This window comes from Streptomyces sp. NPDC056224, assembly GCF_042267665.1.
GTDB lineage: Bacteria > Actinomycetota > Actinomycetes > Streptomycetales > Streptomycetaceae > Streptomyces.
This window is the reverse complement of sequence record NZ_JBHJTK010000020.1, coordinates 64,268-84,488: the sequence shown is the minus strand read 5'-3', so window position 1 is coordinate 84,488 and position 20,221 is coordinate 64,268. Positions and strand designations below refer to the sequence as shown.

Here is a 20,221-nt window from a genome sequence, read left to right as displayed (position 1 = left end):
GTACGAAGCTCCGTACCGCCCCCCGCCCATGCCTGTGGGAACAGATCACCGCATACGGGTGGCCCACTCCTGAACCTTCTTGATCCGCTCGCGCAGCTGGCCCGCCGTCGCCTCCGCGCTCGGCGGCCCGCCGCAGACCCGGCGCAGCTCCGTGTGGATGACGCCGTGCGGCTTGCCGCTCTGGTGGACGTACGCGCCCACCATCGTGTTCAGCGACTTGCGCAGCTCCAGCAGTTCCTTGTGCGAGACCACGGGCCGCCGGTCGGCCGGCAGCTCCAGCAGGTCCGCGGCCGCGTCGGGCTTGCGCCGGCTGTGCGCGATCTGCCGCGACTGGCGCTTCTGCAGCAGCATCTGCACCTGGTCGGGCTCCAGCAGCCCGGGGATGCCGAGGTAGTCCTGCTCCTCCTCGCTGCCCGGGTGCGCCTGCATGCCGAATTCGGCGCCGTCGTAGAGGACCCGGTCGAAGACGGCGTCGGACTCCAGCGCCTCGAAGGACATCTGCTCGTCCTCGCCGGTGTCCTCGTCCTCCTGCCGGTTCGCCTCGTCCATCTCCTTCTCGGACTCGGCGTACGGGTCCTCCTCGCCCTGCTTCTTCGGCTTGTCGAGGACGTGGTCGCGCTCGACCTCCATCTCGTTCGCGAAGCCGAGGAGGTAGGGGATGGTCGGAAGGAACACGGACGCGGTCTCGCCACGCCTGCGCGACCGCACGAAACGCCCGACGGCCTGCGCGAAGAACAGCGGGGTCGAAATGGTCGTGGCGTACACCCCGACGGCCAGTCTGGGCACGTCGACGCCCTCGGACACCATCCGGACCGCGACCATCCAGCGGCTGCCGTCCGCGCTGAACTCGTCGATCCGCTTGGACGCGCCGGTGTCGTCGGAGAGCACCACGGTGGCCTTGCTGCCCGTGATCTCCCTGAGCAGCTTGGCGTACGCGCGCGCCGAGTCCTGGTCGGAGGCGATGACCAGGCCGCCCGCGTCCGGAATGCCCTTCCTGACCTCGGTCAGCCGCTGGTCGGCCGCGCGCAGCACGTTCGGCATCCAGTCGCCGCGCGGGTCCAGGGCCGTGCGCCAGGCCTGCGAGATGGCGTCCTTGGTCATCGGCTCGCCGAGCCGGGCGGCGATCTCGTCGCCCGCCTTCGTCCGCCAGCGCATGTTCCCGCTGTAGGAGAGGAAGATGACGGGCCGGACGACTCCGTCCCCGAGCGCGTTCCCGTACCCGTAGGTGTAGTCGGCGGACGAGCGCCGGATCCCGTCGTTGCCCTCCTCGTACGTGACGAAGGGGATGGGGTTCGTGTCGGACCGGAAGGGCGTGCCGGTCAGGGCCAGGCGCCGGGTCGCCGGGTCGAAGGCCTCCAGGCATGCCTCGCCCCAGGACTTCGAGTCGCCGGCGTGGTGGATCTCGTCGAGGATCACCAGGGTCTTGCGCTGCTCGCAGCGGTTGCGGTGCAGCATGGGCCGTACGCCGACGCCCGCGTACGTGACCGCGACGCCGTGGTAGTCCTTGCTGAGCGGCCCGGCGGAGTACTCGGGATCCAGCCGGATGCCTATCCGCGCCGCCGCCTCCGCCCACTGCTTCTTCAGGTGCTCGGTCGGCGCGACCACCGTCACCTGCTGGACGACGTGGTGGTGCAGCAGCCAGGACGCGAGGGTCAGCGCGAAGGTGGTCTTTCCGGCGCCGGGCGTGGCCACCGCGAGGAAGTCCCGGGGCTGGGTCTGGATGTAGCGGTCCAGCGCCCCCTGCTGCCAGGCACGCAGCGCGCTGGCGGTGCCCCAGGGGGCACGGCCGGGGAAGGCGGGTGAGAGGTGGTGGGAGGCGGTAGTAGTCACGGTCTCCGGTTCGGGCTCTCGGCGTACTCGCGTACTGGTACGGGCAGTCGTACGTAGGACAACCGGGCCACCCTACCGGCCCGGGGCCGCCCCTCGCGGAGGGACAGGCCCGTGACCTCGGCGGGTGCGGCGAGCGTCACAGTCCGCGGGTCAGCGAGCGAACCTCGGAAGGTGCGCTGCGATCTTCGGTACGTCCAGTGCGCCCTGGCATACGTCCAGCACGAAGCGCTCGGCCTCGTCGACGTCGAAGTCGGCGTCGAGCGGGTGTCCGTTCATGTGCAGGAAAACCCAGGTCGCGTACCAGGCGATGCGCTTGTTGCCGTCCACCAGGCAGTGGTTGCGGGCGAGCGACTCCATCAGGGCGGCTGCCTTCTCCCAGACGTCCGGGTAGGCATCCTGGCCGAAGACGCTCGACCGGGGGCGGGCGAGCGCCGAGTCGAGCAGCCCGTAGTCGCGCACCTCGCTGGTCCCGAGCCGCTCCGCGAGGTTCAGCACCTCGGGGAGGGTCAGGTAGTGGGTCACGCAAGCCTCCGGTTCAGCTCACCGCTGACCTTCAGGACGTGCTCGGCCGCCTCGTTGAAGAGCCGGGAGTGTTCGTTCACGGCCTTGATCACCGCCTCGTGCGCAAAGGACTGCATGCTGCGGCCCTCCGCCTCGGCGCGTTCGCGCAAGGCGTCCAGCTCTTCTTCGGTGAACCTGACGTTGAGACCAGCCATGACGCCACGGTACCGCGTGGTACCAGCTGGTGTCAGCTGGTGTCAGCTGGCAGGTACCGCGTGGTACCAGCTGGTGTCAGACGGCTTCCGGAGCAGAAGCCGGATCCAATCGGGTGGCGACCCACGCCCCCACCAGCGCCACGCACGCCATCGGCAGGAACACCACCACGAACGCGCCGGGGTGCGAGGCGGCCGCGCCCTCGGCGGCGACGGCGTGCGCCGCCCCCACCGCACCCCCGCCCAGCGCGGCGAACGCCGCCCCGCCGCCGGCCAGCAGCACCACATTGGCCAGCGCGTCGGAGATCTGCAGCGCGGCGGAGTTCGCCCCGGCCTCCTCCGGCGCCGACAGCTTCAGCAGCAGCACGCTCGTCGAGCCGATGACGAGGCCCATCCCCAGGCACCCCACCGCCCAGGCGAGCGCCAGCGTCCACACCGGCACCGACTCGATCAGCACGGCGGGCGCGGCCGCGATGGCGGCGGCCACCATCACCATCCCGCCCACCATCAGCCGCTCCCGGTACGGCGCCATCCGCCCCTTCGACTGCAGCCACGAGCCGCCCGCCCAGGTCAGCCCGCCCAGCGCGAGCGAGAATCCGGCCAGCGTCGGGCTCAGCCCGCGCTGGGTGACCAGCATCAGCGGGATGAAACTCTCCGCCCCGATGAACGCCCCCGCCGCCAGCCCGCGCAGCAGCACCACGGACGGCAGTCCGCGCCGCGCCCGGTAGGTGCCGCGCGGCAGCAGTCCCCGTACGGCGGGGACCAGCAGGGCCACGCCCACCGCGCCCGGGAGCAGCGACAGCCACCGCAGGTCCTGGGCGGCGTACTGCAGGAGCCCGGCGCCCGTGGAGATGCCGAGGGCCAGCCGGATCCGGCGCCGGTCGAACGCCACCGGCGGCGCGCCGGGGTCGACCGGGCCCGACGCGGTCCGCCGTATCGCCGGCAGCGCGATGGCGAGCGGTACGACGACCAGGGGCGGTATCCCGAGGAAGACCCACCGCCACCCGAGGTGCTCGGTGACCGTCCCCGAGGCGAGCGGTCCGACGATCGAGGGGATCACCCAGCTGGCCGCGAAGGCCGCCATGATCGCGGGGCGCAGCCGCTCCTCGTACGCCCGGCTGACGACCACGTACAGGGCGACGATGACCAGCCCGCCGCCGAAGCCCTGTATCGCCCGGCCGAGGACGAAGACCCACATGGCGCCGGCGGTTCCGGCGACCACGAGCCCCGTGGCGAACGAGGCGATCCCGACGGTCAGCGGCCGCAGCGGTCCCTGGCGGTCGGCCCACTGCCCGGCGAGGACCATCCCGAAGAGGCTGGTCGTGAAGTAGGCGGAGAAGGCGAAGGCGTAGAGCCCGATCCCCTCCAGCTCCCGCGCGGCGACGGGCATGGCCGTTCCCACGGCGGTGGCCTCGAAGGCGATCAGGAAGATGACGGAGATGATCCCGATGCTGAGCGTCCGGTAGGCGGGCCCGAGGATCCCGGCGCGCGGCGGTGCCGGGGGGACGGCTGCGGTCTTTTCGGGCACGCGGGGTTCGAGGGCGCTCATCGCCCCAGAGTAAGGGGCGTACCCCTGTTTGGTCCCTGTCAATTCGACGTATCCCGCCTCGGCCGCCGGACCTAGGTCCGTGAACGCGGCATGGCAGTCGTGTTGCGGCCGCAGCGCCGCCCTTCCCCGGCCCCGCGGCCCCCCGTACGGTCGTGCACATCACCACCACAGAGCCGTGTGCCCGAGTGGTTGAGGGACTCGCCTGCAAAGCGAGGCACGCGGGTTCAATTCCCGCCACGGCTTCTACGTGAAGGCCGCTCAGGAGTCTCCTGAGCGGCCTTCACGTCATGTCCGCACGTGCCCGTACGTGCGTCAGGGCTTCGGGAGGCCAGCAGCCCCGTCGGGCAGTGCGCCGCTGTTCTCGCATCCCAGCTCTTCGGCGATCGCACGCGCGGCGGAGTGGGCGAGGACCAGGTAGTCCTCACCCAGCACGGCGTCTCCCTTGCTGTTGTGGAATCGGTCCGTATAGAAGGCCGTGATCGCAGCGGCATGTCGCGCGTCGAGCCGACGCGGGTGCTCACGCAGTCGAAGGCCACGCCTCGCTCCTTGTCGGCGCGCGTCACCCGGACACCCGTCTGGCCGGTTCCCGGCGCGCCGACGTTCCGGCTCTCCGCGGCGAGCCGGATCTCGCCCACCCGCTTCCCCATGCCCACGATTCCGGTGACGGTGCACGGAGGAACGGCGGCCTCGCCGGCCTTCGGCCCCGCATCGTAGGCCTCCTCCAGAGCCTTGCCCATGGCCGTGACGCCAACAGTCTGCGCATCGTCGTTGACCAGATGCGAGGACTGCAGCACATGCATCAGCGCCGGACCGGCGGCATCCGTGATCAACCCGGGGCACGCCTCCGTCAGGTCCACTTCCGGCGCCTTCACCGGACGCGACGCCTTCGGCTCAGGGTCTGACGTGGTACATCCTGCGACCAGGCCCACGAGTACCGCGAATGCCACGGCGCGGCCGGTGGAAACCATCAGGGCGCGCAGTTGAGCTGTTTGCGGGTGGAGTCCTGGTAGTCCTTCATCAACTGGGTATTCAGCGCCTTGGCCTTGGCGCTGTCGATGCTCGCCGGGCCGTTGTCGATCCTCAGCTCCAGTTCGAAAGCCTCCGTCGGAGTCCGGCACGTGTACAAGAGCGCAGCGCCGCCGTCCCACACCAACCCCTTGCGCCCCATGTCGAGCTTGTCCGGATGCAGCGGGTCGTATGCCTGCCAGAACGCGTCGCTGCCCAGCGGCTTGCGCCAGGCGAACGCGGTCATCACCGTCGCGCCGTCCAGCTGAACGCGACAGGTGATCTTGTTCAGATCGGCCGCCAAGGAGAACGCGTCCCGTGTGTCCTCCGTGATCTTCTTTCCGCTGCCCAACAGGGGAGCCACGGTCTTGGCGTCGAAGGCCCCCCAGCACAGCCTCTCCGGCATCTCGGAAGCGGTGGCGTTCTCCTTCTTATCCGAGCAGCCGGCCAGCAGGACGCCGACGGCCAGCACGGCGACGGCGGCTCCCGCCGACCTCGCCGCGGACATCAGGACGACCCCTTCGAGCTGTCCACCAGGTCCCGGCCGACCGAGTGGGCGACCGAGGACTCCTTGGACGCCACACCAGCCAGCGTATCGATGTCCTTCTGTGAGAGACCCGAGCCGACAGTCGCGTTGCGCACCGCACTCTCGGCCGAGCTACTGGTACCGATATCTGCCTTGGAGTACATGTTTGCCACGGCCTTTTCGGTGTCGGCGGTTTTCTCCTTGCCCTTTTCCTTGGCGTCCTCGACGAAGTATTCGGTGACGTCCTCCTGGACCCATTCCACGATGTCGCCGGCCACCGGCACCATTTCCAGGTACTTGCCACCGGCGGCACTGATGCCGCGATTGATCCACTTGGCCCCGTCCTCGACGCCCTTCACGTACTCCTCGTTCGTATGGGCGGTCTCGGCATGCATGCCCTGTGCGCGGGCCTCCGTCATCATGCCCGCGATCTGACCACCTGGCTGTACGGCGTTCCCCACCGCATCCCCCAGCAGGGTGTACTCGCCGTGGTGCTGGACTACGTCGTTGACCAGCACCGCCGTGAACGCCTGATTGGCGTTGGTGATCGCGCCGTAGGCGCCGGGGTCCTGGGCGACCGCCCCGAGGAAGCGGGAGACCGTCGCCTCCTCGAACTCGGCCATCGTCCCGTTGACCTTGATCTGGTTCCCGCCGTTCTCGGCGGAGGCCTGGAGGTCCGGGATGTATTCCGCCGCCATGTTGCCGAAGTGCCCGGCCATGGGGCCCAGCCGCGGCTTCTTGTCCTCGTCGTCCGGGTCCTGCGCCACCAGCGAAGGGTCGTCGCCGATCTTCTGGACGACGTCTTCCATGATCGCCGTCATTTCCTTGGTGTGCGGAACGGGCTTCGCGTCCTCGTCGCCCGGCACGCGGCCCGAGACCGCCGCCTCCAGCGCGCCGCCGAGCGCCTCCTGGGCCGGGCCCGCCTCGCCGTAGGGGTGGCCGGGGGCCCGGTCGAAGGCGTCGGCCCACGACTCCTTGTCGAGCATGTAGTCGACCATGCCCCGGGCTTTGCCGTGCTCTCCGCCCACCGCCTTGTCGGCCAGGGTGACGATGCCGTCGCCGTTGCTGTCCTGGCGGACCGGCTCGGTGAAGAAGGCCGTCGCCGCGTCCGGGTTGTGGGCCATCGCGTCCATCAGGCCCGTCAGCGGGTAGAAGCCCCGGCTGCCGTCCTTGCCCTGGCTGAGCACCGTCTTCGGGTCGTACGGGGACCCGTGCTCCCAGGCCTTGGGGTTCTCACGGTCGAACGCGACCATGTCCCGGCCTACCGAGGTCAGGAAGTCCTTGTCGTACTTGCCCTCGTGGAGCAGCGAGCCCAGCGCCTGGTAGCCGTAGATCTTGCTGGTCAGATCGCCGGTGACCTGCATCTCCTTGCGGCCGGCCTTCATCAGGTCGGTCGTCCACGCCGCATCCAGGTGGTTCGGCGAGCCCTTCTGCGTGGCGAGCCCGAGCATCGCGCCCATGTCGTTCTGGATGTTGCCGACCATCGCCAGGCGGTCCTTGCCCGCCTCGCCGAGGGTCGACGCGTCGATGGACAGCTTCGCGTACGCCTCGAGCGTGCCTTCGGGGCCGAGCTTGCGGTAGAAGTCCGTCGAGAAGTCCGCCTCGTTGCGGTTGTCGTCGAGCAGGTCCTCCAGCTCGCGCAGCGCCTCGGGGTTGCGCGCGACGCCGCCCTGCTCCTTGCTGAGCTTCTTCATCAGCTCGGCCGCGCGGTCGGCCTGTTCGCCGTCCAGGGTGGTGTACTTCGGCGCGGTGAAGTTGTGGTCGTCCGAGACGTTGGCGCGCAGGGCTCGGGCCAGGGAGTCGTCGGCGTCCGCGCAGTCCTCGACGAGCCGGTCCACCCTCGCCTGCCAGGCCTTGCGGTTCTCCTCCTGCTTGCGCAAGAACTCGGGGTAGTCCGGGTCGTGCCGGGCCGCGAACTCGGTCTTCGGGTCCATCGGAACGGCCGAGACCTTACCGGCCGCGTCCACCCGGAAGCCGGCGGCGGGGGCCTCCTCGTCGGCGGCCTTCTTCAGGGCGTCCCGAGCCGTCTTGATGGTGGTGTGGCCGTCGCTGAGGAGCTGGTGGACGCCCTTGGCCTCCTTGGCGGCGTCCTCGAACTCCTTGGCCGTCTTGTCGACGAACGCCCGCCCCACGCCGGCGGTGACCCCGCTCCACTCGGCCTTGTCGGCCTTGGCCTTCATCCCGTTGCGCGCCGCCTCGGCCAGCTCGTCCAGCTTGTCGACGAGCGCCTTCCAGTCGGTGACGGCCGTCTGGAGCTTGTCCAGCGGGGCGTTCATCACGTTTTCGTACGTCAGCATGCGGGCGCCTACTTGAGGTATTTGTCGAGCGCGGAAACGGTGAAGTCGGCGTGGAGCTCCTGCTCGTCCTTGGCGTGGGAGGTGAGCGAGTAGTTCAGCCCGTTGGAGATGGTGGCGCAGGCGGCCACGAGGGTCTTCACCTGGCTCTCCCAGGTGGTGTTGACCTTGAGCAGCGCCGCCCCGCTGGCGAAGCCCTCCTTGGTGAGCGCGCCGGCGGCCTCGGCGGTGGCGGTGGAGGCGTGCTTGCCGTCGGTCAGCAGACGGCTGTGCAACTTGTACGCCTCGGAGCCGATCGCACCGATGTGGTCCTGGTTGAGATCGAGATCGCCGCCGCCACCGCTCCCGCCGCCACCGGGTTCCACGGGGACGTGGTTGAGCCGCATGGACACGTTGGCGGCGGCCGTGGCGCGTGCCGCCGACCATTCCTCGTCGAACGACATCGCGTAGAACTCCCCTGTCAGGTCCGGTAGTCCGATAGTGCTTGTGGTCAGCGATCAGCGGAGCGACCAGCGTCAGCGATCAGCGGTTGTTACGGCGCACCACGACGGCGGTGACGGCTCCGCCGATCAGCAGGCAGGCTCCCAGACCGAGGCCGATCCAGGGAAGCAGGCTGCCGTCCTTCTTCTCCCCGGCCTGCGGCACCGGCTTGGCCGCCGCCGACTCGGGTGCCTTGCCGTCCGGAGAGGCCGAGGGGGACTTGGCGCCGTCCGCCGCCGCGAGGTCGGGCAGCGGGTAGACATCGGCAGGGCCGGGGTCGCCGGGGGTGGGCACCGCGATACGGGGGCGGACGACGCCGTAGCCGACGTAGTCGTTGCGCTGCGAGCCGTCGACGGGCTTGCCCGCGGTGTTCAGGAGGACCCGGAGAACCTGGTTGTTGGTCCAGTCGGGGTGGGCGGACCAGAGCAGGGCGGCGGAGGCGGAGGCAAGGGCGGAAGCGTCACTGGTGCCGTGGGTCTTGCACAGCCCCGTCTTGCCCTTGCATGCAGTAACGATGTCGATACCCGGCGCCGACAGGTCGATCTGCGGGCCGTGCTGCGACTCCTTGGTTGGTTCGCCATTGACGTCCACCGCGCCCACTCCGACCACTCCGGGGGTCGCAGCAGGGTAGTTGATCTCGTTGGTCGAGTCCCCTGAGTTACCCGCAGCGGCGAAGATCAATTTGCCCTTCGACAGTGCATACTTCACCGCGGCTGCCCGCTCTCGATCAGCCTCGGGCTTGCCGGACCTACCTTGAGAAATGTTGATGATCTTGGCGTCTGAGTCCGCTGCGTAGCGGATGGCTGCGACCCAAGCCGGGGTCGTGTCATCCTCCAGCATGTCTGGCACGCGGATCGGGAGGATTTTGGCGCCGGGTGCAAGCCCGAAAGCGCCATCACCACTCGGGTGCTTTCCGGTTCCGGCGATCGTTGCAGCCATGCCGGTACCGTGACCGAAGTAGTCGTTGTCTCTGCCGCCCTCGGCATCACCAACAGGGAAGGCTTTGCCCGGGAGGACCTGTCCTTCGAGTTCCGGGATCTGGTTGACGCCGGTGTCGATCACCGCGACGGTGACGCCTTTTCCAGTGCTCGTCTTCCAGATGTCGTCGGCCTTCATGGCGTCGAGATGCCACTGCTGCGAACGAATGGACTCCGCATGGGCCGGGGTCGCGGCGACCCCGGCCAGCAGCAGACCCACCAGGGCCGAGGTCGTCTTACGCATGCGCATCCCGTGCAACGTCCGTTCTGCTCAGTCGATCACCGGCGGAACAACACGACGGTTGCCCTGCCAGGTCTCTTCGTCCTCGGCCAGGTAGTCGGGGCGTTCGCCCGCGTGGTCATCGCGTCGGCCGCCCGGAGTGCGCGCACCGGCGCCGATTCCACCGGCGTTGTTCCGCACGAGGCCCGAACCGCCCTGGGTGAACGGCGTCGAGCGGCCACCCGTCGCAGGCTGACGCCCGCCGACGATACCCCCCGGCTCCGAGGCCAGCCGACGGCCGGTCGGCGAACCAACCTGGCCTCCGTGCGGACCACCCGCACCGTGGCCCATGCCGCCGCCCATCATGCCGCGGCCGGCCTGAGTGCCTTCGGCGCCGATGACCGTGCCGCGCGGGATGCCTGCGCTGGGTCCCGTGGAAGTCACCGGACGGCCGCCCATGATGCCGGTGTCCCGCGGGGGGAGGCCTGGCATGCCGAGCTTGCCGAGAGGACCGCTCGTACCCGGGACCGGACCGCCGGGAGGGAAGCCGACGGGGCCGATGCCGGGGATCGTCTTCATCCCGCCGACCGGCGGCAGGGGCACAGGCGGGACGAGGGTTACGGGGTTGGGACCGCTGGGCCCCGTGGGCAGCGGCCCACCGGGCATGGTCGTCGGTGGCAGGGTCGGGTTCGGGAGCGTGGTGACGGTGTCGAGGTCCACGTCCACGTTGCGGTCCGGGGTCAAAGAGACAGGCGGCATCGTCACCGTCGGGACGGTGCTGTCCGGCTGCGGCGGGTGTCCGGAAACCCAGCCCGGTTCATTCGCAGAGCCACTGCTGCCGGATGCCGACGATGCGTACGACGAACTCCCCGAGTAGTTCCCCTGACCGGAGCTTCCGCCCGGGCGGGCTATGTCCTCTCCGCCGTAGTAGTCCGACGGCACAAACACCTTCGGCGGCTCCGGAAACGTCGGAACGGGAGCCTTGTCCATCTCCCCCGACGACAAGCTGTACGACTGAGAGAGCTTCCTCAGCGCGTCCACGGCACGCGTGTGGTCCCCGCTCAGCTTTGACCACGCCTCCTGGCCCATCTGCTGGGCGTCCGGGTCGTTGTGGTACTCCCGCGACGTCGCGAGATTCTCCTTGAGCGTGGCCTCTGCCGCAGCGTCGTACTTGGGCATGTGGATCTCGGACATGGTCTGGGCAGCCAAGGTCATCCAATGGCCGCCCGTGGCGCTGTAGTCGGCCAGGACCAGGGTTGCGCTGCCCGCGCGGTTCACCCATTCCTGGAAGGCGACGGCTGCCTCGCCCTCCCAGTCCTTGACCTTGTGATCCTTGAGTTTCTGTCCGATCTCCTTGATGGCCTTGGAGGCTTCGGTGAGCTGCGTACCACGCTGCGACACCGTCTTGGAGTCGAGCGACGCGACCATCGCGGCCAACTGCGCGTGCGAGTAACCCTCGAAATTCGTCATCAGATCACAGCGCCCTTGTTCGCTCCGCCGTGGGCACCCGGGCTGTTCGGCGTGCCTGCCGGCACACCGCCCATCTTGTCCGCGTACGGATCACGCTTCGGGACGTAGTTCTCGCGGGCTTCCTTGGCGATGGCCGCCATGCGCCGCCTCGTCTCCTCGTCCACGTCCCCGAAGCCCTTGCCCGCCGTCAGGATCGCGATGCCCAGGGCCTCGATCTGGTCCGCGAGGCCCTTCGAGAGCTTCTGCAGCTCTGCGTGGACGGTGTTGTACGACTTGAAGAGGGCGTCGGCCTCGGGGAAGCCCGTGCCCAGCACACCGGCCGGCAGCGTGCCGTGGGACAGCTTCCCATGCTCCGCCGGAGACTCCTCCAGCGACGTCAGGAGGCCGTCCACCAGGTTCTTGTAGTCCTTCAGCGAGTCGTACTCGATCCGCAGCGCCGCGGCCTTCGCCTGTGCGTCGGCCTGCGCCCTGATCGCGTCCGCCAAACCCGTCGTAGGGCCTGCTCCGAACAGACCTGAACCGTTCTCCGCTGCCACGATGGCCTCCCCGACTCCCCGTCTCCCCGCGGTCGCGGCGTGAGTTACCGCCGCTCCCCGTCCCCGTTCGCACCCGTTCGCACGCGCGCGTGCACACTCTCACCGATCACTCTAGCGACCGGCACCGACAGCCCCAAGTCCGGGGTTGCAGGTGCAATGCGGGTCAGACGGTCACGAGTTGGGTGCCGCGACCGCCGCCGAGGGGCGGATCGGGAGCCTGTTCACCGGGCGGCCCGTGGCCGACCGGACCGCCGAGGCTACCGCCGCGGGCGTCGTCACCACAGGGATCGCGCTCGCCGCCTTCGCGCCGAAGGGGGCCACCACGTCGCGTTCCTCGACCAGCTTGACGATGCGCACGGCCGGGGCGTCCAGCGACGTCGGCAGTGCGTAGCCCGTCAGGTCCGGGTGGCGGACCAGGCCGGCGACCGTCCGGAGGTTCTCCGTCAGGGCCGCGCCCACGCCCTGGGTGACGCCCGCTTCGATGCGGGCCGCCAGCTGGCGGGGGTTGAGGACGCGGCCCACGTCCTGGGCCACGGCCAGCTCGACCACGCGCACCGATCCCAGCTCGATGTCCACGTCCACGACCGCGCGGATCGCGCAGAACGCGAGGCCCACGAACGCGTCGCCCTGGCCGTCCCCGTCCAGGGGTTCCGTCGGGTGGGGGCGGCACTGGGCCGTCGCCCAGAGTTCCTTGCCCTCGATCGCCTCCGCGACCGTCGTCGAGAACGCGCCGTCGTACGACGTGATCCGGCCGTCCGTGATCTGGAGGAGCTCCGTGGACATGCCGAGCTTGTGCGCCATCGGCTGGAGGAGCTGGGTGCGGACCATCTTCGCCGCCCGCTCCACCGCGCCGCCCGACACCCACGTGTGGCGGCCGTGCGCCGACGGACCGGCCGGCGGCTGGTCGGTGTCGACCGGAGCCGTCGTCACCTCGTCGATACCCAGGACCTCCTGGACGATCTGGCGGGCCAGTGTGGCGAAGCCCTGTCCGGTGTCCACCGCCGCGCAGATGACCGTCGCGACGCCGCCCACCACCTTCACGGTGGCCGTGGCGACCTCGTCCGTGCCCTCGGCGCCCAGCATGTGCACCATGCCGACGCCGTAGCCGACGCCGCGCCGCACCGCGCCCGGCTCACCGGCGCCCTCCGGGCCGCCCGGCAGCAGCCACTCCTCCTCCGGGGTGTCCTTCGGGAGCGGCGGAAGTTCGTGATCCCGTACCGCGCGCAGGAGTTCCGCCACCGGAGCCGGGCACGTCACCGTCTGGCCCGTCGGGAGCAGGTCGCCGGTCGCCAGGACGTTGCGCATGCGGAGTTCCGCGCCGTCCATGCCGAGCGCGGCGGCCAGTTTGTCCATCTGGCCCTCGTACGCCGCGCACACCTGCATGGCGCCCTCGCCGCGCACGTGGCCCGACGGGGGGTTGTTCGTACGGACCGCCCAGCCCTCGACGAAGGCGTGCGGGACGACGTACGGGCCGCACGCGAAGGCCACCGCCGCCGCGAGGGACTCCGAGGACGAGTCCGCGTACGCGCCCCCGTCCATCAGGATCTGCGCCTCGACCTTGACCAGCCGGCCCTCCGCGTCCGCGTGGTGGCGGTAGCGCAACAGGGTCGGGTGCCGGTGGGTGTGGCCGAGGAAGGACTCCTCGCGGGTCGCGGCCAGCTTGACCGGGCAGCCCGTGCGCAGGGCGAGGAGGCCGAGGGGGAGTTGGAACGCCGCGTCCTCGCGGTCCGCCGTCGCGCCCGGGACTCCGGTGACCACGACGCGCACGCGGTCCGGTTCGAGGCCGAAGCAGGCCGCGGCCAGGTCGCGGTCGGTGTGCGGGTCGGTGGAGGCCGTGTACAGCTCCACGCCGCCGTCGGGCCGCGGTACGGCCAGCCCGGCCTCGGCGCCGATGGGTGCGGGGTCCTGGCGGCCGATCCGGTACAGGCCCTCGACGACGACCTCGCCGGTCGCCTCCGGGTCGCCGTAGCGGAGCGGGATGTGCCGGATCAGGTTGCCGTCGGGGTGCAGGGCGGGGGCGCCGAAGGACTGCTCGGGATCGGTGACCGGGTCCAGCAGCTCGTACTCGACAGCGATCGCGGCCGCCGCGAGCCGTGCCGTGTCCGGGTGGTCGGCGGCGACAGCGGCGATGGGCTCGCCGTGGTGGCGCACGACGTCGTGGGCGAAGACCGGCCGGTCGGCGATGCGGCGGCCGTGCGTGGTGGCGCCGGGGACATCGGCGTGGGTGACGACGGCGCGCACGCCGGGCATCTCGGCAGCCGCCGAGGTGTCGATGGAGAGGATCCGGGCGTGGGCGTGCGGGGAGCGCAGCACGGCCGCCCACAGGAGACCCTCGGCCCACAGGTCGGCGGCGTAGGGGAAGGTGCCCTCGGTCTTGGCGCGGGTGTCGGCGGCCGGGACGGAGGCTCCGATTCCGCGCGGTACCTGCTGGTCCGGGGCCTCGGGGGCGGCCGAGGCCGCGACCGTGGCGTTCATGGTCGTCGTCGTGGCCGTCGCCGCGTCCTGCGCGCTCACACCGTGCCTCCGTGGTGGATGCCGCCCTCGCCGGGCTGTGCCTGATGCGGAATGCGCGGCTCGGGGAAGCCCTGAGCCGGAGAATGGCCGGCGGGCTCGGCCGAAGCCGAAGCCGACGCCGAAGCCGACGCAGTCGAAGCCGCCGTCGCCTCGCGCTCGGCCACGACCTCGCGCACGGCGTCGATGACCCCGGCGTAGCCGGAGCAGCGGCAGAGGTTGCCGCACAGCGCCTGACGGGTCTCCAGCTCGCTGGGGGCGTGATTGCCCTCCAGCAGATCGTGGATGGTCATGGCCATGCCGGGCACGCAGAATCCGCACTGCACCGCACCCGACCTGCACAACGCCTGCTGCACGTCCGAGAGTTCCCCGCCCGTCGCGAGACCCTCGACGGTACGGACCTCGCTCCCGGCGGCCGTCGCGGCCGGAACCAGGCAGGAGGCGACGAGCCGGCCGTCGACCTTCACCGCGCAGGCGCCGCATTCGCCCTGCGAGCAGCCGTCCTTGGCGCCGGCGAGGCCGAGGCGCTCGCGCAGCACGTAGAGCAGGGACTCGCCGATCCAGGCGCCGGTGACGGGCCGGTCGGCGCCGTTGACGCGCAGGACGTAGGAAGCCTGCGGGTGCTCGTGATGGGCGGCGGTCACGGCCGCCGCCGTTCCTTCTTCGTACGCCGGCAACCCGGCCGGGAAACCTACGGCGGTGTCCTCGGCCGGCGGTGCCACGGCCGTGTCGGCGGTGTCGGCGGTGTCGGCGGTGTCGGCCGTGTCGGCGGTGGAAGCGGTCGGCGTGGACCCGGCCGGGAACCCGGCCGGTGCCCGGGCGGCTTCGGTGAAGCCGTGCTCGTCCGCGTCGGCCGGCTCCGTTTCGGGTCCGTGCCCCGCCTCCGGCCCGTGCCCCGCCTCGGGTCCGTGCCCCGCCTCGGCCTCGGGAGGCGCCTGCGGCGCGTGCCCGGATACGGCGAAGCCCCGCCCGTCGCTGCCGGCGGGCCCGGCGGCCTGCTCGAACGGCACGGACGCGGACGGCTCGTGCTCGGACGTCACGTGCTCGAACGGCACCTGCTCGAACGGCACGGACTCGGCAGCCGCGGACTCGCCGGCCGCGGGTTCCGCCGCCGCCTCGACCCGCACTCCGCCGAAGAGGTCCAGGCCGCCGGTGGCCGCCGGCCGCTCCGCCGCCTCGGCCACCGGGTGCGGCCGCTCCCCCTCGACCTGCATCGCCGCCGCACCGTGCGCGGCCTCGATGTCGTGCGGGGCCGGGTGCACCGGCTCGCCCGCCTCCGGGAGCGGAGTGCCCACGCCGGGGCCGCCCAGCACGCGCGGCCCGCGCGGCGGGGCGCCGACCCCGGGCCCGCCGAGCAGCCGCCCGGCGGCCGCCGCCGTGGCAGCGGCCGCCGCGGCCGACGCCGCGGCCGCCTCGTCCGTACCCGGCAGGGTGCCCTGGTCCTGCTGCAGCGCCGCGAAGTCGGGGTGGTTCGCCCACGGCGCCGGGGCTCCGCCCGGCAGCGTCGCCGGGGCCTGGCTCCAGTCGGCGTCCAGCGCGCTCTGCCGGAAGTCCGCGGGCTGCCCGGCGGTGTCCGCCACGGCCCACTGCCCGGTCGCCGAAGCCTCGTCCGGGAACCGCCACTCCGCCGTCGCCCCCGGATCGGGCTCCGGCTCCGGCTCCGCGTACGCCGCGGCCACCGACGCCGGGATCGGGATCGACGCCGGGATCGGCCCGCCGACCGGCGCCGCGGCGGAAGCCTGGGCGGGCGCCGACGCCGGGTCCGCCGGAGCCGGGGCCCCGGCCTCCGGCCACTGCACCGGAATCGTCCACGTACCCGTGGCCGCCGGATCCGTGCTGGCCGAGCCGAGCGGCACGATCATCGGCGGCGGCACGTACCCGTGCCCGGGCGCGGCAAGGGGCTCCCCGGTGCCGAGCGCGTCCAGCATGTCCTGCGGCAGCTTGACGAAGGCCGTCGCGTCGGAGTCGTACTCGCCGCCCTGCGGGACCGGTTCCCAGCCCCAGCCCGCCGTACCGTTCCCCTGGGTCACGTTCTCGTTCTCGTTCTCGCTCATGAGGTCAGTGCCCTCCCGAGGGCCCTGCGTGCCAGCACGGCCACCGTCCGCCGCAGATGCAGTACACCGGGGGCCACCGGTTCGCCCTGGTCGGGCACGCAGGCGGCCGCGACGTACTCGCCGAAGGCATCCAGTGCCTCGGGGGCCAGGGTCCGCTCCCCGTCCCAGTCGATCAACGAGGCCACCCACTGTTCGGCCTCCAGCGGCCGGAGCGGCATCGGGGCCACCGCGCCGATCGCACAGCGCACACCCCGGCGCGCGGGGTCCAGTACGAGCCCCACGGACGCCACCGCGCGCCCCGGCCCGGTGCGCCCCGTGGCCTTGAGGAACACCTGGGGCGCGTGCAGCAGCGGCACCCGGACGTAGCCGATCAGCTCTCCGGGGCTCAGCATCTCGCGGCCGGCCAGCAGGTGGGACACGGGGATCTCGCGCGATCCGCCCGGGCCGACGATGACGAGCACGGCCTCCAGCGCGGCCAGCACGGGCAGGGCGTCACCTGTGGGCGCGGCGCTGGCGATGTTCCCGCCGAGGGTGCCCGCGTTGCGGATCTGCGGGGGACCGGCGGCGCGCGCGGCTGCCGCCAGCGCGGGGATCAGAGCGGCGAAATCCGGCCGCCCCATCCGCGCGTGGGTCAGGCCGGCGCCGAGCAGTGCGTGGCCGTCCTGGTACTGCCAGCCGCGGATCTCGTTGATCCGCCCGAGGCCCACCAGCGCGGCGGGTCGCAGCAGTCCGGCGTTGACGGCGGCCATGAGGTCGGTGCCGCCGGCCACGGGCACGGCGGCGGGCATGGCGGTGAGCGCCGCCACGGCCTCGTCGAGCGAGGTCGGCAACGTCACGGACTGCGCCGCCTGCGGCCCCTGAACTGAATGCGGTGCGTGCGTGGTCAACCCAGCTGCCCCTTCCCGATGTCCCGGTCCCGGCGCTCACGCCTGTCCGCCGTACGGTACGTGCTCACCGCCGGGACGTGGCAACTCTGGCACATCTTCCCGGCCGCCCCGCGCGAGGGTCGGCCCGGCGCCCCAAGGCCGCCCGGGCTGCCGAAATCCCTCTCCCGGGCGTGGTCCGGGTCTCCGCCCCCAACTGCCCGTTTTCCCCGTATCGGCAGAAATCCAGCCAGAGTTCCCGTTCTCGTTGTCACACGTTCGGGGGCGCACCCTCGACCGGCCGCCCGGCCACCCCCGGACGCCTCTGCCACGGCAGCGGGCCGCCCGGCGGCCGGTAGCCGACCCCCAGCGCGTCCAGCCTGGCGTAGTGAGCCGCCGCCATCCGGGCCTCGAACCGGGCGAAGTCCCGCTCCCGGGGCTCCGGCAGCCGCGACCACACCACCTCGGCGAAGGCCGCGAGCCGCGGGAACACCTGGTAGTCGACGCGGCCCTGGTCCTCCATCACCTCGGTCCACACGTTGGCCTGGGCTCCGAGCACGTGCGAGGCCGCCTTCGCCGACAACTCCGGCGGAACCGGCTCGAACCGGTACACGTCCTCCAGTGAGCGCACGTACGCGATGGGCGTCGGCTCCTCGGCGCCGCCCGACTGGCGGTAGTCCAGGTAGACGTGCTGCTCCGGGCACATCACCACGTCGTGCCCGGCCTCGGCGGCGGCGATCCCACCCCCGTACCCCCGCCACGAGGAGACGGCCGCCCCGGGCGCGAGCCCGCCCTCCAGGATCTCGTCCCACCCGATCAGCCGCCGCCCGCGCCCGGCGAGCCAGGTGTCGAAGTGCCGGACGAACCAGGACTGCAGCCCGTCCTCCCCGTCCACCCCCAGCTCCCGGATCCGCTCCTGGGCCGCCGCGGAGGCCTTCCACTGGGCCTTGGGGCACTCGTCGCCGCCGATGTGGACGAAGGGCGAGACCTCGGCGGGGAACAGCTCCAGCAGCTCCTCGAAGACCCCCTCGTAGAACCGCAGCACGGCCTCGGTCGGCGCGAGCACGTTCTCACTGATCCCCCAGTCGTCCCAGACCTCCAGCGCCCGGGTGTCGACCACGTCCGCATTGCCCAGCTCCGGGTACGCGGCGATCGCGGCCTGCGAATGCCCCGGTACGTCGATCTCGGGGACCACCCGGACGTGCCGCTCGGCGGCGTACGCGACGATCTCGCGGATGTCGTCCTGGGTGTAGTGGCCGCCGTGCGGGGTCTCGTTCCACAGCGGGGAGGCCCGGTGGCCCCGCCGGCTGCGCGCCCGCCACGCGCCGACGCCGGTCAGCCGCGGGTAGCGCTTGATCTCGACCCGCCAGCCCTGGTCGTCCGTCAGGTGCAGGTGCAGCACGTTCAGCTTGTGCGCGGCGAGCAGGTCGATGTACCGCAGCACCCCGTCCTTGGGCGTGAAGTGCCGGGCGACGTCGAGCATCATCCCGCGCCACCCGAACCGGGGACCGTCCTCGATCCCGGCGTACGGCAGGCTCCACGCGCGCCCGGGCAGCGGGGCCCTGCGGTACGCACCGGGACCCAGCAGCTGACGCAGCGTCTGGGCGGCCCAGAAGAGCCCGGCCCCGCTCGCGCCGACCAGCAGGACCCCGGCGGCGTCGACGGTGATCCCGTACGACTCGGGCCCCGCGCCCGCCCCGTCCGGCGCCCCGCCCGGCGCCCCGCCCCACGCCCCGTCCCCGGTCCGCGTCCCCCACTCCGGGTCGACGCGCAGCCGGATGTCCGCGGCCCGGCCTGGCCCGGCTGCCGGCAGGCTCCAGCCGGTGGCCGCGCCGAGCTCGCGGCGCAGCCAGCGGGCGACGCCCTCGCCACCCGGCCCGGCGGCGAGCGTCGGCTCGGGCCCGAACTCGAAGCGGCGACCGTCCCCGTGGAAGACGGCGGCCCTGGGAGCGGGGATCAGGTCCATGCGTCAGCCCTTCGCAGCGCCTGTTGCGCCCTGCGCAACGCCCGTTCCGCAGGGTGCTCGTCGCGCCGACCCTAGTACGCCGAAGGCCCCCTGGATACGCCGGTGCGTACCCAGGGGGCCTTCGTGCCGCCGCGGAGGGCCGGGCCTACTTGTCCTTGCCCTTGTCCTTGTCCCCGCCGGGGCCCATGGACTCGTAGATCTCCTTGCACATGGGGCAGACCGGGTACTTCTTCGGGTCCCGGCCCGGTACCCAGACCTTGCCGCAGAGCGCGACGACGGGGGTCCCGTCGAGGGCGCTCGCCATGATCTTGTCCTTCTGGACGTAGTGGGCGAAGCGCTCGTGGTCGCCGTCACCGTGCGACACCTGCGGCGTCGGCTCTACGAGGGTCCCCGTGCCAGTCCCGCGCTCGGGCTCAAGAGTGCTCATGCCACCAGGGTACCGATCCCCGTGCGCGTCAGTTCAGCGACGGGTCGTCCGGATAGGTGGCGACCATCGCGAGTTCGCTGCGCTGGCGGCGCAGCACCGCCCGCCACAGCCGCTCCGGGTCCGGGAAGGACACGTCACCGGGCTCCGACTCCACCACGTACCAGGCTCCGTCGCCCAGCTCTTCCTCCAGCTGGCCCGGGCCCCAGCCCGAGTATCCGGCGAAGATGCGCAGGGACCCCAGCGCCGCGGCCAGCAGTTCCGGCGGCGCCTCCAGGTCGACCAGGCCGATCGCCCCGTGCACCCGGCGCCAGCCGAGGGGGCCCTCCTCGCCCGGGATGACCGCGATGCCCAGGGCCGAGTCCAGCGCGACGGGCCCGCCCTGGAAGACCACGCCCGGGTCTCCGGCCAGGGGCGCCCACGGCAACAGGACGTCACCGACGCCCACCGGAGTGGGCCGGTTGAGGACAACGCCGAGCGAGCCCTGCTCGTCGTGGTCGAGCAGCAGCACCACCGCGCGGTCGAAGTTCGGGTCCGCGAGGGCGGGGGTGGCCACGAGCAGCCGCCCTGTGAGGGAGGACACCTCGGTCATGCCGCCATGATCCCCCACATTCGCCTTCCGCGGGGAGCGCGCGGAGGCATCCGGTCTCACGCAGTTCAGGGCGCACGGCAGCAGGAGGGAGGGCGCGCGGGCGGCGCGACCGGAATGCCACACTCCGCCATGAGGTGGATACGGAGGGTGTTGTGCCGAATTCATGACAGTCGTATGGCCGCGTCAGCCATGCGAACAAAGGGGTGATGGC

General features: G+C 71.8%; 17 protein-coding genes and 1 tRNA gene. 1 reads left to right on the top strand and 17 read right to left on the bottom strand.

Annotated elements, in window-relative coordinates; all coding sequences use genetic code 11:
* Positions 1-45 precede the first annotated feature (45 nt).
* From ACFCZ1_RS22760 to ACFCZ1_RS22745, 4 genes are all read right to left on the bottom strand, one after another.
* Entirely contained in the window at positions 46-1,830 is a 1,785-nt protein-coding gene (locus ACFCZ1_RS22760) for a DEAD/DEAH box helicase (protein ID WP_376680101.1), read from the bottom strand.
* A 150-nt stretch (positions 1,831-1,980) separates the two neighbouring features.
* On the bottom strand, positions 1,981-2,352 hold the full coding sequence (locus ACFCZ1_RS22755) for a type II toxin-antitoxin system death-on-curing family toxin (protein ID WP_376680100.1): 372 nt from the start codon (positions 2,350-2,352) through the stop codon (positions 1,981-1,983).
* A complete protein-coding gene (locus ACFCZ1_RS22750) occupies positions 2,349-2,546 on the bottom strand; it encodes an Arc family DNA-binding protein (RefSeq protein ID WP_365921590.1) in 198 nt (65 codons plus the stop codon). Before ACFCZ1_RS22750 ends, ACFCZ1_RS22755 begins: the two co-directional genes overlap by 4 nt.
* Before the next feature lie 76 nt (positions 2,547-2,622).
* Positions 2,623-4,092 (bottom strand): MFS transporter, encoded by a 1,470-nt coding sequence (locus tag ACFCZ1_RS22745; RefSeq protein WP_376680099.1) that lies wholly within the window; start codon positions 4,090-4,092, stop codon positions 2,623-2,625.
* A gap of 171 nt (positions 4,093-4,263) precedes the next feature.
* On the opposite strand from ACFCZ1_RS22745, the gene ACFCZ1_RS22740 reads away from it, so the two are divergent.
* Positions 4,264-4,335: transfer RNA gene (locus ACFCZ1_RS22740), tRNA-Cys, on the top strand.
* On the opposite strand, the gene ACFCZ1_RS22735 is transcribed toward ACFCZ1_RS22740, so the two are convergent.
* The 13 genes from ACFCZ1_RS22735 to ACFCZ1_RS22675 all read right to left on the bottom strand — a co-directional run bounded on the left by ACFCZ1_RS22735 (position 4,317) and on the right by ACFCZ1_RS22675 (position 20,010).
* Positions 4,317-4,949: a hypothetical protein gene (locus ACFCZ1_RS22735; RefSeq protein WP_376680098.1), complete on the bottom strand. Its 633-nt coding sequence runs from the start codon at positions 4,947-4,949 to the stop codon at positions 4,317-4,319. The genes ACFCZ1_RS22740 and ACFCZ1_RS22735 overlap by 19 nt on opposite strands.
* A 110-nt stretch (positions 4,950-5,059) precedes the next feature.
* Entirely contained in the window at positions 5,060-5,605 is a 546-nt protein-coding gene (locus ACFCZ1_RS22730) for a hypothetical protein (RefSeq protein ID WP_376680097.1), read from the bottom strand.
* The gene (locus tag ACFCZ1_RS22725; protein ID WP_376680096.1) at positions 5,605-7,920 is read right to left on the bottom strand and encodes a hypothetical protein; all 2,316 of its coding nucleotides are present in this window, start codon (positions 7,918-7,920) and stop codon (positions 5,605-5,607) included. Before ACFCZ1_RS22725 ends, ACFCZ1_RS22730 begins: the two co-directional genes overlap by 1 nt.
* Positions 7,921-7,928: 8 nt before the next feature.
* Positions 7,929-8,360, bottom strand: coding sequence for a hypothetical protein (locus ACFCZ1_RS22720; protein ID WP_376680095.1), 432 nt, complete (start codon positions 8,358-8,360; stop codon positions 7,929-7,931).
* A gap of 79 nt (positions 8,361-8,439) precedes the next feature.
* Positions 8,440-9,624, bottom strand: coding sequence for a type VII secretion-associated serine protease mycosin (gene mycP, locus ACFCZ1_RS22715; RefSeq protein ID WP_376680094.1), 1,185 nt, complete (start codon positions 9,622-9,624; stop codon positions 8,440-8,442).
* Between the two features lie 21 nt (positions 9,625-9,645).
* Positions 9,646-11,064, bottom strand: a complete 1,419-nt coding sequence (locus ACFCZ1_RS22710) for a WXG100 family type VII secretion target (protein ID WP_376680093.1) — start codon at positions 11,062-11,064, stop codon at positions 9,646-9,648.
* A complete protein-coding gene (locus ACFCZ1_RS22705; protein ID WP_376680092.1) occupies positions 11,064-11,600 on the bottom strand; it encodes a DUF2563 family protein in 537 nt (178 codons plus the stop codon). Before ACFCZ1_RS22705 ends, ACFCZ1_RS22710 begins: the two co-directional genes overlap by 1 nt.
* 171 nt (positions 11,601-11,771) lie before the next feature.
* On the bottom strand, positions 11,772-14,075 hold the full coding sequence (locus ACFCZ1_RS22700) for a xanthine dehydrogenase family protein molybdopterin-binding subunit (RefSeq protein ID WP_376680139.1): 2,304 nt from the start codon (positions 14,073-14,075) through the stop codon (positions 11,772-11,774).
* 35 nt (positions 14,076-14,110) lie between these two features.
* Positions 14,111-16,165: a 2Fe-2S iron-sulfur cluster-binding protein gene (locus ACFCZ1_RS22695; protein WP_376680091.1), complete on the bottom strand. Its 2,055-nt coding sequence runs from the start codon at positions 16,163-16,165 to the stop codon at positions 14,111-14,113.
* A complete protein-coding gene (locus ACFCZ1_RS22690; protein ID WP_376680090.1) occupies positions 16,162-17,052 on the bottom strand; it encodes an FAD binding domain-containing protein in 891 nt (296 codons plus the stop codon). Before ACFCZ1_RS22690 ends, ACFCZ1_RS22695 begins: the two co-directional genes overlap by 4 nt.
* A gap of 247 nt (positions 17,053-17,299) precedes the next feature.
* Positions 17,300-18,994: a beta-N-acetylhexosaminidase gene (locus ACFCZ1_RS22685; RefSeq protein WP_376680089.1), complete on the bottom strand. Its 1,695-nt coding sequence runs from the start codon at positions 18,992-18,994 to the stop codon at positions 17,300-17,302.
* A gap of 145 nt (positions 18,995-19,139) precedes the next feature.
* On the bottom strand, positions 19,140-19,421 hold the full coding sequence (locus ACFCZ1_RS22680) for a DUF3039 domain-containing protein (RefSeq protein WP_328925954.1): 282 nt from the start codon (positions 19,419-19,421) through the stop codon (positions 19,140-19,142).
* A 28-nt stretch (positions 19,422-19,449) separates the two neighbouring features.
* A complete protein-coding gene (locus ACFCZ1_RS22675; protein WP_376680088.1) occupies positions 19,450-20,010 on the bottom strand; it encodes a YqgE/AlgH family protein in 561 nt (186 codons plus the stop codon).
* Positions 20,011-20,221: the final 211 nt, after the last annotated feature.

Coding starts and splice junctions, on each gene's coding strand:
- ACFCZ1_RS22695 (WP_376680091.1), bottom strand. CDS start 16,165: ATGAGCGAGAACGAGAACGAGAACGTGACCCAGGGGAACGGTACGGCG.
- ACFCZ1_RS22675 (WP_376680088.1), bottom strand. CDS start 20,010: ATGACCGAGGTGTCCTCCCTCACAGGGCGGCTGCTCGTGGCCACCCCC.
- ACFCZ1_RS22685 (WP_376680089.1), bottom strand. CDS start 18,994: ATGGACCTGATCCCCGCTCCCAGGGCCGCCGTCTTCCACGGGGACGGT.
- ACFCZ1_RS22750 (WP_365921590.1), bottom strand. CDS start 2,546: ATGGCTGGTCTCAACGTCAGGTTCACCGAAGAAGAGCTGGACGCCTTG.
- ACFCZ1_RS22725 (WP_376680096.1), bottom strand. CDS start 7,920: ATGCTGACGTACGAAAACGTGATGAACGCCCCGCTGGACAAGCTCCAG.
- ACFCZ1_RS22730 (WP_376680097.1), bottom strand. CDS start 5,605: ATGTCCGCGGCGAGGTCGGCGGGAGCCGCCGTCGCCGTGCTGGCCGTC.
- ACFCZ1_RS22700 (WP_376680139.1), bottom strand. CDS start 14,075: ATGAACGCCACGGTCGCGGCCTCGGCCGCCCCCGAGGCCCCGGACCAG.
- ACFCZ1_RS22710 (WP_376680093.1), bottom strand. CDS start 11,064: ATGACGAATTTCGAGGGTTACTCGCACGCGCAGTTGGCCGCGATGGTC.
- ACFCZ1_RS22680 (WP_328925954.1), bottom strand. CDS start 19,421: ATGAGCACTCTTGAGCCCGAGCGCGGGACTGGCACGGGGACCCTCGTA.
- ACFCZ1_RS22745 (WP_376680099.1), bottom strand. CDS start 4,092: ATGAGCGCCCTCGAACCCCGCGTGCCCGAAAAGACCGCAGCCGTCCCC.
- ACFCZ1_RS22720 (WP_376680095.1), bottom strand. CDS start 8,360: ATGTCGTTCGACGAGGAATGGTCGGCGGCACGCGCCACGGCCGCCGCC.
- mycP (WP_376680094.1), bottom strand. CDS start 9,624: ATGCGCATGCGTAAGACGACCTCGGCCCTGGTGGGTCTGCTGCTGGCC.